Genomic DNA, 14,895 nt, shown 5'->3' on the forward strand with positions numbered 1-14,895 from the left:
AAGGATATAGGTATGATGGTCAAGCTCGGCGACTGGATACAGCCCCATAAACACGGGATTTACGTGGCCCCCGCCGATGTGTGGGTCGATCCGTCCGAACCGGAGGCCAAGGCGCTGGTGACGCACGGTCATGCCGATCATGCGCGCGGCGGCCACGGCACGGTCTGGGCAACGCCGGAGACGCTGGCGATCATGGCGGCGCGCTACGGCCCGCAGAACGGCATCGCCGTCGGTTACGGCGAGACGATCCGGCTGGGCGAGGTGGATGTGAGTTTCGTCCCCGCCGGGCATGTGCTGGGATCGGCACAGATCGTGCTCGATTATCGCGGCGAGCGGGTGGTGGTGTCGGGCGATTACAAGCGCCGCGCCGACCCGACCTGCGCGCCGTTCGAGCCGGTCCCTTGCGACGTGTTCGTCACCGAGGCGACCTTTGCGCTCCCCGTCTTTCGCCACCCCGAAACGGGTGACGAGATCGACAAGCTGATCGCCCGGCTGCACGCCAATCCGACGCGCTGCGTGCTGGTCGGCGCCTATGCGCTGGGCAAGGCGCAGCGGGTCATCGCGGAATTGCGCGTGCGGGGGCATGAGGCGCCCATCTATCTCCACGGCGCACTGGCGCGGCTATGCGCGCTCTATCAGGAACTGGGCGTCGATCTGGGCGCGTTGCGCATGGTGGCGGACACGCCCAAGGCGGAGATGGCGGGGCATGTCGTGCTCTGCCCGCCCGGCGCGCTCAACGATCGCTGGTCGCGGCGGTTGCCGGAGCCCATCACCGCGATGGCGAGCGGCTGGATGCGGGTGCGTCAGCGCGCGCGGCAGAAGAATGTCGAGCTGCCGCTGATCCTGTCCGACCATGCCGATTGGGACGAACTGACCCAGACGCTGACCGAAATCGCCCCACGCGAGGTGTGGGTGACGCATGGGCGCGAGGAGGCATTGGTCCATTGGTGCGAGACGCGGCAGATGAAGGCGCGGGCCTTGGCGCTGGTGGGGTTTGAGGATGAGGATGATTGATTCCCTTGGCCCAGGTCCAACCCTCACGCCAAAGCCATAGGCCGAACCGGCTCCGCCACCTCCGACCCCGGCACCGCGAACACGCCCTTTTTCGCCAGCCGCTCCCCAGGCCGCACCTTGGCCGTCTCCATCGCCAGCCAGGTCGACAGCAACAGACCCAGCGTCACCGGCGACAGCCAGGCCCCCAGCATCGGGTTCAGGAACGACACGAACACCAACACCACGCCGATCCCCAGATGCCAGCGATAGCGCGGCATCGCGTCCGCCGCGGCCAGCCCGTCGCGCACCCGGCTCTGGGGGTTCCAGCCCGATGGTTTGCCGCGCAGGATGTTGATGAGATCGATCGTCTGGGTCAGCGCAATGGCGGGCGCGGTGAGGATCGACAGCGGTACGTCAAGCGCGACCGAGCTGAAAATTCCCGACACCCCGCCATAGCTGGCCCGACGTTCCCGGTCCGCCATCGCCCAGATGATACTGAGGATCTTCGGTCCGAACAGCAGGACCAGCGTCACTGCCAGCACCCGGGCCGAGGTAACAGCGCGCACCGTCGCCGCATCGTCGGACAGGCTCTGCGCGATCGAGGTGGCGATCAGGATCAGCCAAGCGGGCGACATCAGATAGGCGAGCGCGCCGATGAACAGCTGCAACCGGCTGATCCAGTGGAAACCGCTCGACCCCAGCAGCTTGAGGTGCTGAGTGTTGCCCTGCGCCCAGCGGCGGTCGCGCACCGCCTGGTCGATCAGGGTGGGTGGAAACTCCTCGAAACTGTCCTCGACCATCAGCATGTGCAGCCGCCAGCCGCGCCGCCGCAGCAGCGCCGCCTCGACCATGTCGTGGCTCATGATCGTACCTCCGAACGGAGGGCGCCCGGGCAGGTCGGGCAGCCCGCAGCTCTCGGCAAAGGCGCGGATGCGGATCAGCGCGTTATGCCCCCAGAAGGTCGATTCGGACCCCGACCACCAGACGAGGCCGGCCGTCGAGATCGGCCCGTAAAAGCGGCTGGCGAACTGCATCCAGCGCTGGAACAGGGTCGTCGCGCCGATGATCATCGGCACCGTCTGGAGGAGCGCGATCGAGGGGCGCTGCTCCATGATCTGCGCCATGCCCACGATCGTGTCGCCGCCCATCAGGCTGTCGGCGTCGAGCATCAGCATGAAGTCGTATCCGCCGCCATGGTTGCGGATCCACTCGGCGACATTGCCGGGTTTCCGCCCGACATTCTCGGTCCGGCGGCGATAGTAGAGCGGCACGCGTAGGCGGGGTGCCAGGCGTTCCCAGGCGGCGCGCTCCTCCACTTCGGCGGCTTCGCCGGAGTCGGAGAGGACGAAAAAGGCGAATTGCCCGGCGGCCCCTGCCCGGTCGATCATCGTCGCCATGCGCGCGATCCGATCGAAGACGGCGTCGACATCCTCATTATGCACCGGCACCAGCACCGCCGTCCTGGCGGTCGGCGGCGCGCTGCCGCGCGGGGCGGGGGTGATACCGGGATGCGCGCGCGAGATCAGCAGGATGAAGCCGATCGCCGCCGTCACGAAGCCGAAGGAAATCCAGGCGAACAGCGGGAAGAACAGCAGCAGCAACAGCCCGTCGAGCAGGCTGAACCCGTCGCTGAGCAACGCTTCCTTGACTGAGGCGGAGGCGGCGGTCGCCAGCAGCCCGGTCAGCAGCACCAGCAGCAGGCGGCGCGTCAAAATGTCGTCGGGCGACAGGTTGATGCCCTCACGCGGCTCGGGTGCATTGTGCGGCGGCGGCGGGCCGTCGAACCGCTGGGTGGGCATCTCCAGCGGGGCGGGCGGCGGCATCACCATGGGCAGGTCGTTCATGGCAGGAAGACCGGCATCAACACCGTCTCGCTCAGCGCCTTTGCGTTCTGCTTCAGATACAAGCGGACGTCGGCCGGGCCGTTCGCTTCCGGCGCGATATCGGCGGTCACGCGCCAGCGGTTCGACTGGCCGACCACCGGATAGGCGGCCTGGGCCAGCAGCTTGCCGCGCGTCACCGCGATGTCGGCGGTCACGCCGCTCTGCCGGTCGAGTCCCGCGAGGGCCGGGCCGACGAAATCGACGACCAGCTTGCGCGCGCCGGGCGTCGGCTCGGCGCCCGGCCGACCGGCATCGCCCGTCCAGCTGTCGACCGCATGGGCGATCGCGGGCACGACGGTCGGGTCGGTCGAACCCCAGCTCAGCCGATAGTCGAACTGCCGCTTCTGCCCGGCCTTGGGCGCGTCGGCGGGATTCCAGAAGGCGACGATATTGTCGACCGTCTCGCTCGCGGTGGGAAAGGCATAGAGCATCACCTGTCCGCGCCCCCAATCGCCTTGCGGCTGTACCCACAGGTTCGCGCGGCGGTCGTAAAAGGCACCGTCATCCTGATAATGGTCGAAGTCGCGGTCGCGCTGGAGCAGGCCGAAGCCGCGCGGATTGCTATCGACGAAGCTGTCGAGCGTGGGACGCGGCGGATTGACCAGCGGCCGCCACAGCCGCTCGCCGGAGCCGGTCTGCAGCGCGAGGCCATCCGAATCGTGAATCTCGGGCCGCCAGTCACGAGCCGCGGAGCGGTTGCCCTCGCCATACCAGAACATGCTGGTCGCGGGCGCGATGCCCAGCCGTTCGACATCGCGACGGAAGAACAGGACGGCGGAGATTCGCTGCTCGACGCCGCCAGCGCCCCTTTGCGACTCGATCCGGTACGCGCCGCTGACGCTCGGCCCGTCGAGCAGCGCATAGACGGTATAGTCTTGCGTACCCGCCCGCTCGATCCAGAAGTCGGTGAAGGCGGGAAACTCCTCGCGTCCGTCGATGCCGGTGTCGATGGCGATGCCCCGCGCCGACAGGCCATATTGGTCCTGTGCCCCGGCGGTGCGAAAATAGGAGGCGCCCTGAAAGGCCAGCCAGTCGCTCTTGCCGTCCGCCGTCATCGCGCGGAACCCGGCGATGCCCAGCGGCGGCGCATGACCCGCCTCGGCGGTGAACAGCGAGGCAGAGAAGGGGACGGCGCGGGCCTGGCCGTTCTCGACGATATGGATGCCGACCGGGCTGGGGGCATAGCGGCCCAGGGGGAACAGGCGGATGCCGCCAAGCAGCGTCCGGTCGTCGCGGTAGCGGATGGTGCCGACCGCGTCGTAACCGATCGCTTCTGCCGCCGCGACCTTGGCCTGCGGCCGATAGGGCTGCCGCGCCAGCGCTTCGGCCTCTGCTTGCAGGGCGGCCCAGGAAAAGGGCTTGGGCGCGCCGAGCTTCACCCCACCGGTTGATCCTTGCGCGGCGACACGCGCGGCCGCCATCGGGCTCAGCCCCAGAACGGCAAGCGCCGCGACCAGTTCTCGACGATTGGCCTGCATCATCGGTTCAGCTTCTCCCGAAACGGCCCGGAACGGAACGCGCATGACGGCTGCGCGAGGTTCGGCCGGTTGTGCAACGCAGCGTGCGACGATCGGTTGCCGAGGCGCGATTAGCTGGACGATCTACCGCGCCTTCTAATACCGTATATTATATTTGACTAAGGAGGACTTTTTCGTCAGAAGAAACATAATAAAATCAATTGGGGGCGATTTCATGATTGGAAATTACCGGCGCCTGGCCTGTTCGGCCGGGGCTATTGCGATCGCGCTGCTTTCGGTGTCGCCTGCCCAGGCGCAGGACAAGCCGACGTCCGATCAGGTTTCGGACGACAAGGCCGCTTCGACCGAGGGTGAGGCGATCGTCGTCACCGGCACCCGGCTTCAGCGTCCGAACTTCACCAGCAACAGCCCGCTGACCGTCGTCGATGCGACCGAAATCCGCTATCAGGGCGCGATCCAGGTCGAGAATGTGCTGAACCGCCTGCCGCAGGTGACGCCGGATTCGAACGAGAACGGTTCGAACGGGTCGGACGGCACCGCGCGCGTCAATCTGCGCAACCTGGGCAGCAACCGCAACCTCGTGCTGGTCAACGGCCAGCGCATGCTGCCGGTGCAGGCCAACGACCTGAACTTCATCCCGGCCGCGCTGATCAAGCGGGTCGACGTCGTCACCGGCGGCGCGTCGGCGGTCTACGGCTCGGACGCGATTTCGGGCGTCGTGAACTTCATCCTGCGCGACGACCTGGACGGCGTGCGCACTGACATCCAGTACGGCTTTGCGCAGCATCAGAACGACAATGCGTTCGCGCGCGGCGTGCAGAGCCAGGCCAATTACCGCCTGGCCCAGCCGATGATCCTCGACGGCCAGAAGCTGGACGTGAACGTGGCCTTCGGCACCAATTTTCCCGATGGGCGTGGTAACGTCACCGCCTATTTCGGCTATCGCGATACCAAGCCGGTGCTGCAGGGCGATCGCGACGTGTCCGCCTGCGCCTTCGATCCGGCGGGAACCGGCAATTCGACGCTGACCTGCGGCGGGTCGAGCAACAACCAATATGGCCTGTTCGATCCGATCACCGGGCCGAACGCCGATTCGGGGTCGTTCAACAACACGCGCGACGGCAACCGGACCTGGGTGCCGTATGACCGCAGCTTCCGCTACAATTACGCGCCGCTCAACTATTTCCAGCGCAACGACACCCGCTACACCGCCGGGGCCTTTGCCAAGTACGAGATTTCGCCTGCGATCGAAGCCTATGGCAGCTTCATGTTCATGGACGACCACACCAATTCGCAGGTCGCCCCGTCCGCGCTTTTCCAGGGCTATACCTATTCGATCAACTGCGACAATCCGTTCCTGAGCGCGCAGCAGGGCCAGATCCTGTGCGGCAACGCCTATGGCACCAATGCCACGCAGCAGGCCTATATCGGCTATCGCCCCGTCGCCGGAAACGCCCGTCCGCGTCGCGACGACCTGCGCCACACCGATTTCCGCGTCACCGGCGGCGTGCGCGGTGAGATCGCGCCGGGCATCCGCTATGACGCCAACGCGCTGTTCTCGACGGTTCTCTACAACGAGACCTATGAGAACGACATCGACCCGTCGCGCGCCAATCGCGGTATCCAGGTCGTCAACCGCAACGGCACCCCGACCTGCAAGTCGGTGATCGACGGCAGCGACCCGCAGTGCGTGCCGCTCGACATCTTCCGCTATAACGGCATTTCGGACGCGGCGTTTGGCTATATCTACGCACCGACCTCGACCCGCGGCGTCGACAGGGAAACCGTGCTGAGCGGCAATATCAGCGCGGACCTGGGCACTTACGGCGTCAAGTCGCCCTGGTCGGACGACGGCATCGGCGTCGTGCTGGGCATCGAGCACCGGTATGAGAGCCTGGAGTTCAAGGCCGACGCGCTGGCGCTGCAAAAGGGGACCAAGGAAACCCAGGGCCGCTTCGACGTGAACGAGGTGTTCGCCGAAATCGAAGTGCCGATCATCCAGAACAGGCCGTTCGTCAAGGAGCTGGCACTGAACGCGGGGTATCGCGGATCGGACTATTCCAACCTGTCCAAGATCGTGTCGACCTACAAGGCCGAGCTGTCCTGGGCGCCGAGCAGCGACATCCGCCTGCGCGGCAGCTATAACCGCGCGATCCGTGCCGCCAACGTGTCCGAGTTGTTCGGCCCGCAGTTCAACGGTAACGTCAGCGCGCAGGACCCCTGCGCCACCGCGACGCCGACCGCGACCTTCGCCCAGTGCGCGCGCACCGGCGTGACCCAGGCGCAGTATGGACGCATCACCGACTGCCCGGCGGAAACCTGCACCGCGCAGTTCGGCGGCAATCCGGCGCTGAAGCCCGAAACGGCCGACACCCTGACCGCCGGTATCGTGTTCACGCCGACCTTCCTGCGCCGCCTGTCGCTGACCGTCGATTATTTCGACATCAAGGTGCGCGACTATATCAGCTCGATCTCGGTTCCGCAGACGATCAGCCAGTGCATCGCGACCGGCAATCCGTTCTTCTGCAGCCTGTTCAAGCGTGATCCGCGCGGCGGCATCATCTTCGGCGATCAGGGCTATATCGTTTCGACGACGCAGAATACCGGCTCACTGCGTACCTCGGGCGTCGATTTCGGCCTCAGCTATCTCCAGCCGCTGGGCGGCGCGGGTTCACTCGCCGTGGATTTCCAGGGCACCTGGAACCGCAAGCTGGTGAACGAGCCAGTCCCCGGCCTCGGCTCCTTCGATTGCGTCGGCTATTTCGGCCCGACCTGCGGCCAACCCATGCCGGAATGGCGCCACCAGTCGCGCTTCACCTGGACCGATGCGGCCAAGGTCGGCTCGATCTCGCTCAACTGGCGCTATATCGGCCCGACCAAGCTGACCAACAATTCGACCGATCCGAACCTGGCGGGTACGCCGTCGATCTTCAACAGCCGGATCAAGGCGTACAATTACTTCGATCTGGCGGGCACGGCCAAGGTCCAGGACGGCATCGTCTTCCGCGCCGGTGTAAACAACCTGTTCGACCGGGATCCGCCGATCATCGCGCAGGGGCTGCTGGCCGCGTTCGGCAACGGCAACACCTATCCCGGCATGTATGACGCGGTGGGCCGCACCGTCTTCATCGGCCTGACGGCGGAGTTCTGATGCGAAAAGGGGGCGGTCGAGCGCCGCCCCCTGATCCAACGGCTTTACCCAGCCTACCCGTCCGGTTCATGCCGGGCGGGATTTTTTTTTATGAAAAGGCGGCGCTTACTTGGCTTCGGCGAGCAGCTTTTCCGCCTCGGCCCCGGCCCAGTCGAAGCCGCCGGTCACGCGCCAGATTTCCTTGCCGTCCGCGCCGTAGAGGATCGTGGTCGGCAGATTGGCCTTGTAATGGACGCTCAAGGTCAGCTTCGGGTCGAGATAGACGGGTAGCGCCTCCAGTTTCTTGCCCGCGAGGAACGGCTTCACCTTCGCCGCATCGTCCTGCGCCACTGCGATGACCGCGACCTGATCCTTCAGCCGCTGCGCCGTGGCGGCGAGCGTCGGCATTTCCGCGACGCACGGTCCGCACCAGGTCGCCCAAAGATTGACGAGCAGCGGCTTGCCCCGGAAATCGGCGAGGGCGGCCGGCTGGCCGTCCAGCGTCGTGAAGCCGAGCGTCGGCGCGGCCTCGCCCTTGTGGCTGCGGTCGACCGCGCCGGCGGGCTTGGGGGCCTCCGGGGCGGACGTACCGGACGCCTCGCCGCTGGTGACTTCCCCGCTCGAAACTTCCCCCATAGAGGTGTTGGCGGCTTGCTCCGGGGCGGGGCTTTGCCTATCGCACCCGGCGACCATCAGCCCCAGGAGACAGGCGATCACGGTACGCGACGACATGGGCGGCTCCAACGCAATGTGGGGCGGGCGCTTCGCAGAAGGTCCCGCCGCGGTGATGCGCGAGATAAACGCGTCCATCCCCTTCGACAAGCGACTGTGGAAACAGGACATCGCCGGATCGAAAGCGCATGTCGCCATGCTCGGCAAACAGGGCATCGTATCGGCCGAGGACGCCGCGACGATTTCCGCCGGGCTGGACCAGGTCGCCGAGGATTATGCCGCCAACGGCGTGTCCGAGGATCTGACCCTCGAAGACATCCATATGCAGACCGAGGCGAAGCTGGCCAAGCTGATCGGCCCGGTCGCCGGACGCCTGCACACCGCGCGCTCGCGCAACGACCAGGTGGCGACCGATTGCCGCTTGTGGGTGCGCGACGCGATCGACGAGACGCTGGCGGCGCTGGGTGCGCTGCGGAATGCGTTGCTGACCCGCGCCGAGGAACACGCCGACAGCGTGATGCCGGGCTTCACCCATCTTCAGTCCGCACAGCCGGTGACGCTGGGCCATCACCTGATGGCCTATCACGAGATGATCGTGCGCGACGCCAGCCGCTTCGTCGCCGCGCGGGCGCGGATGAACCAGTGCCCGCTGGGTTCGGCGGCGCTGGCGGGGACGGGCTTCCCGGTCGACCGGCACATGACCGCCGAGGCACTCGGTTTCGACGAGCCGACGCGCAATTCGCTCGATGCGGTCAGCGACCGGGACTTCGCCATCGACTATCTCCAGGCCGCGACCAACTGCTCGCTGCATTTGTCGCGGCTGGCCGAGGAGTTCGTGCTGTGGGCGTCGCAGCCCTTCGGCTTCGTGGCGCTGTCCGACCAGTGGTCGACCGGCAGCTCGATCATGCCGCAGAAGCGCAATCCCGACGCCGCCGAGCTGGTGCGCGGTCATGCCGGACGGATCATGGGCTGCATGACCAGCCTGATGGTCACGATGAAGGGGCTGCCGCTCGCCTATTCCAAGGACATGCAGGACGACAAGCCGCCGGTGTTCGAGGCGCACGACCTGCTGGCGCTGTCGATCGCGGCGATGACCGGCATGGTGCAGAGTGCGACCTTCCGCACGGATCGGATGCGCGCGGTGGCGGAGGCGGGTTTTTCGACCGCGACCGATCTGGCCGACTGGCTGGTGCGCGTCGGCGGTATTCCCTTCCGCGAGGCGCATCACATCACCGGCCGCGCGGTGAAACTGGCCGAGGAGAAGGGCGTGATGCTGCATCAACTGTCGATCGACGAATTGACGGGCATCGACGCACGCATCAACGAGAGCATCTATGACGTGCTGTCGGTCGATGCCTCGGTCGCCAGCCGGGTCAGCTTCGGCGGCACCGCGCCCGCCAATGTGCGTGCCGCGATCGCGACCGCACGGGGGCTGCGCGCATGAAGCCCGCCATCGCCCTGCTGGTCGCGCTCGGCCTGACCGGCTGCGGCGCCGCCAACCGGCTGCAACCGGCCAAGGGCGAGAGCCTGCCCGTGGCACCGCGCGGCGCCACCGCGACCCCGACGCCGAAGCAATTGCTGACGGCCACCCCTCAACAACGCCCGCAACGCTCCGATGAACTGATGACCCAGTCGCAGGACCGGCGTTCGGACGAATTTGATTTGCCTCCCCGCTGATGGACCATTTTCATTTCTCGAACGGCGAACTCCATGTGGAGGACGTCCCCGTATCCAAGATCGCGGCGGAGGTCGGCACGCCGGTCTATATCTATTCCGCCTCGACCTTCCGTCGCCATGCGCAGGTGTTCCGCGACGGGCTGAGCGCGCTGCCGCGTGTCCATCTGGCCTATGCGATCAAGGCGAACCCGAACATCGCGGTGCTGCGCGTGCTGGCCGATGAAGGCTATGGCGCCGACGTCGTCTCGGTCGGTGAGATGCGCCGGGCGCTGGCGGCGGGCATGAAGGCGCAGGACATCGTCTTCTCGGGCGTCGGCAAGACGAAGCGAGAGTTGGTCGCAGCACTCGAGGCCGGGATCGGCCAGTTCAACCTCGAACTGGAGGAAGAGGGCGCGGTGCTGGCCGAGCTGGCACACGAGCGCGGGCTGGTCGCGCCGGCCACGCTGCGCGTCAATCCGGACGTGGATGCGGGGACGCACGCCAAGATTTCCACGGGCCGCAAGGAAAACAAGTTCGGCGTGCCGATCGACCAGGCGCTGGGCATGTTCGACCGTTTGGCGGGCCTGCCCGGCATCGACCTGAAGGGTGTCGCCTGTCACATCGGCAGCCAGTTGGGCGATCTCGCGCCGCTGGAGGCCGCGTACAAGCGCGTCGGCGAGCTGGTCGCCGAGCTGCGCGGGGCGGGGCACCGCATCAGCCGCGTCGATCTGGGCGGTGGCCTGGGCGTGCCGTACAAGCCGGGCGATGTGATGCCTGCGCCCGCCGCTTATGGCGAGATGGTGGCGCGCGTGACCAGGGATTGGGACGTCGAGCTGATGTTCGAGCCCGGCCGGGTGATCGCGGGCAATGCGGGCGTGCTGGCGACCGAAGTCGTCTGGGTGAAGCCGGGCGTCGCCAACCCTTACGTCATCGTCGATGCGGCGATGAACGACCTGATGCGGCCCGCGCTGTACGATGCCCATCACGATTTCGTCGCGGTTCGCCCGACCGGCGAGACGATGATGGCCAATATCGCGGGGCCGGTGTGCGAGACGGGCGACACCTTCGCGATGAACCGCGAGATCGACGTGGTGAAGTCGGGCGATCTGGCCGTCTTCCGCACGGCGGGCGCGTATGGAGCCACCATGGCGTCGACCTATAACAGCCGCCCGCTGGTGCCCGAAGTGATGGTCGAGGGCGACCGTTTCGCCGTCGTCGCCGATCGCATCGCCGCCGAGACGATCATCGCCGCCGAGCGCGTGCCGGAGTGGCTGAAGAAGTGACGCCAGCGCCTGCCGCCTTCTCCCCCTGGCAGGGGGGGAGCTGAACGGTGAGTCTTGGTAGTCTGCCGCTGTTCGTCCGTTTGAACGGCCGTCCGGTCATTCTGGTCGGCGAGGGAGAGCCGGCCGAGGCCAAGCGGCGTCTGCTCGATCGGGCAGGCGCGCGGGTGGTCGGCGAGGAGGCGCAGGCCGCGCTCGCCATCGTCGCGATCGAGGATGAGGACGAAGCGCAAGGGGCCATAGCGCGGTTGAAGGCGCGCGGGGTCCTAGTCAACGCGGTGGACCGCCCGGCCGCCTGCGACTTCACGCTGCCCGCCATTGTCGAGCGGGGGCCTGTGATCGTTGCGATCGGCACGGGCGGGGTGTCGGCGGGTCTGGCGGCGGCGCTGCGTCAGCGGCTGGAGACACTGCTCCCCGCCGGGCTGGGCGCGCTGGCCGAGGGGTTGTACGCCGCCCGCGCCGCCCTGCGCGCGCGCTTTCCTGACGGGGCAGAGCGGCGGCGGGCAATCGGGGCGGCGCTGTCGCCCGGCGGGCCGCTCGATCCGCTGGCGGGCGAAACCGATGTCGATGGGTGGCTGTCGCGTGCCCACCGACCGGCGGCGCGGGTCGAAGCGTTCGTGTTGACCTCCGCCGATCCCGACGACCTGACCCTGCGACAGGCGCGTGCCCTGGCGGCGGCCGACCGCGTCTATCATCGCCGCGACGTGCCGCCCGCGATCCTCGACCGCGCCCGCGCCGATGCAGTACGTCTGGAATGCGACGCACCACCAGCGGAACCCGGCGAGGGGCAGATCGTCGACCTCGCCATGGCCCCTGGCGCATGACCGGCTTCGCGTACCGCATCGACGGCGGAAAGGCCGAAGCCGTCCCGATCCGCGACGCGGCGTCGGCGCAGGGGCGGTTGGTGTGGGTGCATCTGGAAACCAATGACGCCGTCGCGCAGCGCTGGCTGCGCGAGTCGGCCCATGTCGCCGATTATGTCGTCGACGCGCTGACCGCCACCGAGACGCGCCCCCGCTGCGAAGCGGTGGGTGAGGGAGCGTTCCTCAACCTGCGCGGGCGGAGCAGCGAGCCGCTCGACGGATCGGACATGCTCGCCTCGGTCCGTATCTGGGCGGTCAAGGGCCGGGTCTATTCGGTGACGCGCCGCCCGCTGCTGGCGGTCGATACGGTGCGCCAGTGCGTCGAGCGTGGCGAGGTGAAGGACCCGGGCGATCTCATCACCGCCTTCGCCACCGCGATTACCAACGACCTTGACCCCGATGTCGCGCGTTTGGGCGACGATCTGGACGATTGCGAGGAGCAGCTGGACGAACGCCGCGTCTTCCAGCTGCGCCGCACGGTCAGCCGGGTACGCGTCGCGGCGATCGGCTATCGCCGCTTCCTCAATCCCCAGCGTGCCGCGCTGGAAAAGCTGGCGGCGCTGCCGGGCGACTGGCTGGCCGATGACGACCGGCTCCACCTGTCCGCCGCCGCCGACCGCGCGGCGCGCATGGCGGAGGAACTCGAATCCATCCGTGAACGCTCGGCGTTGATCCACGAAACGCTGACCGACCTGCGCGCCGAACAGATCGACAATCGCGCGCTGGTCATCTCGATCGTCGCGATGGTGTTCCTGCCGCTGACCTTCATCACCGGGCTGTACGGGATGAACGTCAAGGTGCTGCCCTATGCCGAAGAACCCTGGGCGTTCGATGCGATCCTGGGCGTCTGCGCGCTGATCTCGGCCGGGATCGTCGTTTATTTCGTCCAGAAACACTGGTTCCGGCGGTAAAGGCGCGACATCGTCCCTGCGCTGCGACCTCGCTCTGCGCGCACGGATGAAACGAATCCGCGTGCGGGTTCAGTTGCCCTTCTTCGAATCGTTCATCTTCCGCACCGTTTCCCAGGCTTCGGCGATGTCGGCGATGCTGGCCGCGACGTTGCGGAATATCTGCGCGTCCTGGCCCAGCGAGGCGTCGACGATCTGCTTGCGTGCGCCGCCATAGAGCTTGGCGAAGGTGATCGACATCTCGCCGCCATGCTCGAAATCGAGCCCCGCCTCCAGCGCGAACAGGATCGCGGTGGCGCGCGTCACCCGCTCGCTCTTGCGCGCGAGCTGGCCATGGTCGGTTGCCCAGGCGGCGGAGCGGAGCGCGGAAATCAGTTCCTCATACAGCAGCTGCACCAGCGCGGGGCCGTCGGCCATGGCGGTGCGGCCGACTACGTCGATCTGGCGATAGACGGCGGCGGGATCGGTAAGAAGGGCCGAGGCATAGGTCATATCAGTTGCTCTTCGTCCACATCTTGACCTGCTGATCCATGAAGCTCTGCACCGATTTGTAAGCTGTGACGCGGCTGTTCATGGCCGAGAAGCGCGCGGTCAGCGCGTCGCTGGCCCGTTCGCGATTGTCCGACAGGCTGCTTTGCTGATCCGCCAGATCCTTCTGCGCCTGCGTCAGATTGTTGTAGGAGGCGGTCAGGCCGTAAACGCTGCTGGTCGCCGACAGCTGGACGCTGTTCATCCGCGCCGACAGCCCGATAAGATTGTCGCCACTGGCCTGAAACATCTTCTCGACCGAACTGGGATAGCTCGACAGTGCCTTGGCCAGCCGCGTCTGGTCGATGCTGAGCGTGCCGTCCTTCTCGGTCTTCACACCCAGATCGGCCAGCGTCTTCGGCCCCAGATCGGTATCGTCGCCGGGCACCAGCTTGGTGGTGGTCAGCGTGCGCATCGTCTGGGCCAGCGAGCGCGCCGCCGGGTCGCTGCGCAGGTCGCCGCTGATCGGATCGATCGCCTTGTTCAGCGCGGTCATATTGTCGTTATAGGTCAAGACGAAATTGGAGACGACACTGCTCAGCGCCGCGGTGGGGCTGGAGCCGGTCAGCGACAGCGGCTTGGTCGACACGGCCGACAGCGTCATCGTCACGCCGGGTACCAGGTCGTTGACGGTGTTGCTCGCACGCTCGACCGTGACCCCGTCCATGGTGATGCTGGCATTGGCCGCCGTCGATGAGGTGGTGGTACCGGTCGCCCCGTTGCCGACGTTAAGCCGGGCGAGCCCTGCCGTATCGCCCTCCGTGGCGGTGATGGTGAAGCTGTTGTCCTTGCCGCTGGCCCCGGTGAAGGACAGAAAGGCATTGCCGCTGGCGTCGGTGACGACCGAGGCGGTGATCCCGGTATTGGCGGCGTTGATCTTCGCGGCGAGCAGGTCGGGCGTCGAATCGTCGGCGCCGAAGGACACCGACACGGCATCCTTGGATCCGACCTTGATCGACAGGCTGCCCGTGCCCAGCGATGCGGTCTTCGAAAACGCCGTCGTGGTCGATGAGACCTGCGCGCTCGCCAGCGCATTGATGGTGATCGACTTGGACATGCCCGACAGCTTGGCGCCGGCCGCCGTCGTGACGCTCATCGTCGAGGGGTCGGAACTGGTCGCCTGCGTCGCCAGCGTCCCGCCTTGCGCCAGCGAGGCAAGCGCCGCGGCGAAATCGGTGATCGCGCTCTTGATCGACGACACGTCCGAAATCTGCGCGGTCAGCGTGTCGGACTTCGCCTTCAGGGCGGCGGTCTTGGCGGCGAACTGCGCCTCGATCAGCGAGGGGACGACCGTCGACAGATCGATGCCAGATCCCGTCTGCAACGAGTTGAACAGCGCCTGCGCGGCGGTTTTGGTCGCGTTCTGCGTCGCGCTGCCCGCGGGCGTCGAGCTTGAGGAGGTCGACGTGCTGCTGCTGGTCGTCGCCGTGTTGGGCGATGTACTCGAAGAAACGGTGGTCATCGACGATACTCCGGCGCGCGCTTGTCCTGCTTAACGGCCGCG

At 66.9% G+C, this 14,895-nt stretch carries 12 protein-coding genes; 7 read left to right on the forward strand and 5 right to left on the reverse strand.

The window, feature by feature from the left end; genetic code table 11:
• The first annotated feature begins 15 nt into the window (after nt 1-15).
• Nucleotides 16-1,014, forward strand: coding sequence for a ligase-associated DNA damage response exonuclease (locus GGR45_RS00275; RefSeq protein WP_175314112.1), 999 nt, complete (start codon nt 16-18; stop codon nt 1,012-1,014).
• A 23-nt stretch (nt 1,015-1,037) separates the two neighbouring features.
• On the opposite strand, the gene mdoH is transcribed toward GGR45_RS00275, so the two are convergent.
• Together mdoH and GGR45_RS00285 are read right to left on the reverse strand one after the other, a co-directional pair.
• Complete coding sequence (gene mdoH / locus GGR45_RS00280) at nt 1,038-2,837, reverse strand: glucans biosynthesis glucosyltransferase MdoH (protein ID WP_246357969.1); 1,800 nt, start codon at nt 2,835-2,837, stop codon at nt 1,038-1,040.
• On the reverse strand, nt 2,834-4,357 hold the full coding sequence (locus tag GGR45_RS00285) for an OpgD/OpgG family glucan biosynthesis protein (protein WP_175313242.1): 1,524 nt from the start codon (nt 4,355-4,357) through the stop codon (nt 2,834-2,836). Before GGR45_RS00285 ends, mdoH begins: the two co-directional genes overlap by 4 nt.
• 211 nt (nt 4,358-4,568) lie before the next feature.
• Here GGR45_RS00285 and GGR45_RS00290 point away from each other — a divergent pair, with 211 nt between their 5' ends.
• Nucleotides 4,569-7,505 carry a TonB-dependent receptor domain-containing protein gene (locus GGR45_RS00290; protein WP_175313244.1) on the forward strand — a complete coding sequence of 979 codons (2,937 nt, stop codon included), beginning with the start codon at nt 4,569-4,571 and terminating at the stop codon, nt 7,503-7,505.
• A gap of 105 nt (nt 7,506-7,610) precedes the next feature.
• On the opposite strand, the gene GGR45_RS00295 is transcribed toward GGR45_RS00290, so the two are convergent.
• The gene (locus GGR45_RS00295; RefSeq protein ID WP_175313245.1) at nt 7,611-8,216 is read right to left on the reverse strand and encodes a TlpA family protein disulfide reductase; all 606 of its coding nucleotides are present in this window, start codon (nt 8,214-8,216) and stop codon (nt 7,611-7,613) included.
• Between the two features lie 16 nt (nt 8,217-8,232).
• On the opposite strand from GGR45_RS00295, the gene argH reads away from it, so the two are divergent.
• The 5 genes from argH to GGR45_RS00320 are packed head-to-tail and all read left to right on the forward strand — an operon-like array spanning nt 8,233 to nt 12,866.
• Nucleotides 8,233-9,600, forward strand: coding sequence for an argininosuccinate lyase (argH, locus tag GGR45_RS00300; protein WP_175314116.1), 1,368 nt, complete (start codon nt 8,233-8,235; stop codon nt 9,598-9,600).
• Nucleotides 9,597-9,833 carry a hypothetical protein gene (locus GGR45_RS00305; RefSeq protein WP_175313247.1) on the forward strand — a complete coding sequence of 79 codons (237 nt, stop codon included), beginning with the start codon at nt 9,597-9,599 and terminating at the stop codon, nt 9,831-9,833. Before argH ends, GGR45_RS00305 begins: the two co-directional genes overlap by 4 nt.
• On the forward strand, nt 9,833-11,095 hold the full coding sequence (gene lysA / locus GGR45_RS00310) for a diaminopimelate decarboxylase (protein WP_175313249.1): 1,263 nt from the start codon (nt 9,833-9,835) through the stop codon (nt 11,093-11,095). Before GGR45_RS00305 ends, lysA begins: the two co-directional genes overlap by 1 nt.
• A 47-nt stretch (nt 11,096-11,142) precedes the next feature.
• Nucleotides 11,143-11,916, forward strand: coding sequence for a precorrin-2 dehydrogenase/sirohydrochlorin ferrochelatase family protein (locus tag GGR45_RS00315; protein WP_175313250.1), 774 nt, complete (start codon nt 11,143-11,145; stop codon nt 11,914-11,916).
• Complete coding sequence (locus tag GGR45_RS00320) at nt 11,913-12,866, forward strand: zinc transporter ZntB (protein WP_175313251.1); 954 nt, start codon at nt 11,913-11,915, stop codon at nt 12,864-12,866. The genes GGR45_RS00315 and GGR45_RS00320 overlap by 4 nt, the downstream gene beginning before the upstream one ends.
• Nucleotides 12,867-12,935: 69 nt before the next feature.
• Here the strand turns inward: GGR45_RS00320 and fliS are convergent, their stop codons facing one another.
• Nucleotides 12,936-13,355: a flagellar export chaperone FliS gene (gene fliS / locus GGR45_RS00325; protein ID WP_175313252.1), complete on the reverse strand. Its 420-nt coding sequence runs from the start codon at nt 13,353-13,355 to the stop codon at nt 12,936-12,938.
• 1 nt (nt 13,356) lies between these two features.
• Nucleotides 13,357-14,853: a flagellar filament capping protein FliD gene (gene fliD, locus GGR45_RS00330; protein WP_175313253.1), complete on the reverse strand. Its 1,497-nt coding sequence runs from the start codon at nt 14,851-14,853 to the stop codon at nt 13,357-13,359.
• Nucleotides 14,854-14,895: the final 42 nt, after the last annotated feature.

The organism is Sphingomonas zeae (genome assembly GCF_014197135.1).
In the GTDB taxonomy this organism is placed as follows: Bacteria; Pseudomonadota; Alphaproteobacteria; order Sphingomonadales; family Sphingomonadaceae; genus Sphingomonas; species Sphingomonas zeae.

Bases quoted from the DNA above. Each gene is read 5' to 3' on its own strand.
- argH (WP_175314116.1), top strand. From the start codon at position 8,233: ATGTGGGGCGGGCGCTTCGCAGAAGGTCCCGCCGCGGTGATGCGCGAG.
- GGR45_RS00295 (WP_175313245.1), bottom strand. From the start codon at position 8,216: ATGTCGTCGCGTACCGTGATCGCCTGTCTCCTGGGGCTGATGGTCGCC.
- mdoH (WP_246357969.1), bottom strand. From the start codon at position 2,837: ATGAACGACCTGCCCATGGTGATGCCGCCGCCCGCCCCGCTGGAGATG.
- GGR45_RS00305 (WP_175313247.1), top strand. From the start codon at position 9,597: ATGAAGCCCGCCATCGCCCTGCTGGTCGCGCTCGGCCTGACCGGCTGC.
- GGR45_RS00285 (WP_175313242.1), bottom strand. From the start codon at position 4,357: ATGATGCAGGCCAATCGTCGAGAACTGGTCGCGGCGCTTGCCGTTCTG.
- lysA (WP_175313249.1), top strand. From the start codon at position 9,833: ATGGACCATTTTCATTTCTCGAACGGCGAACTCCATGTGGAGGACGTC.
- GGR45_RS00275 (WP_175314112.1), top strand. From the start codon at position 16: ATGGTCAAGCTCGGCGACTGGATACAGCCCCATAAACACGGGATTTAC.
- GGR45_RS00320 (WP_175313251.1), top strand. From the start codon at position 11,913: ATGACCGGCTTCGCGTACCGCATCGACGGCGGAAAGGCCGAAGCCGTC.
- fliD (WP_175313253.1), bottom strand. From the start codon at position 14,853: ATGACCACCGTTTCTTCGAGTACATCGCCCAACACGGCGACGACCAGC.
- fliS (WP_175313252.1), bottom strand. From the start codon at position 13,355: ATGACCTATGCCTCGGCCCTTCTTACCGATCCCGCCGCCGTCTATCGC.
- GGR45_RS00290 (WP_175313244.1), top strand. From the start codon at position 4,569: ATGATTGGAAATTACCGGCGCCTGGCCTGTTCGGCCGGGGCTATTGCG.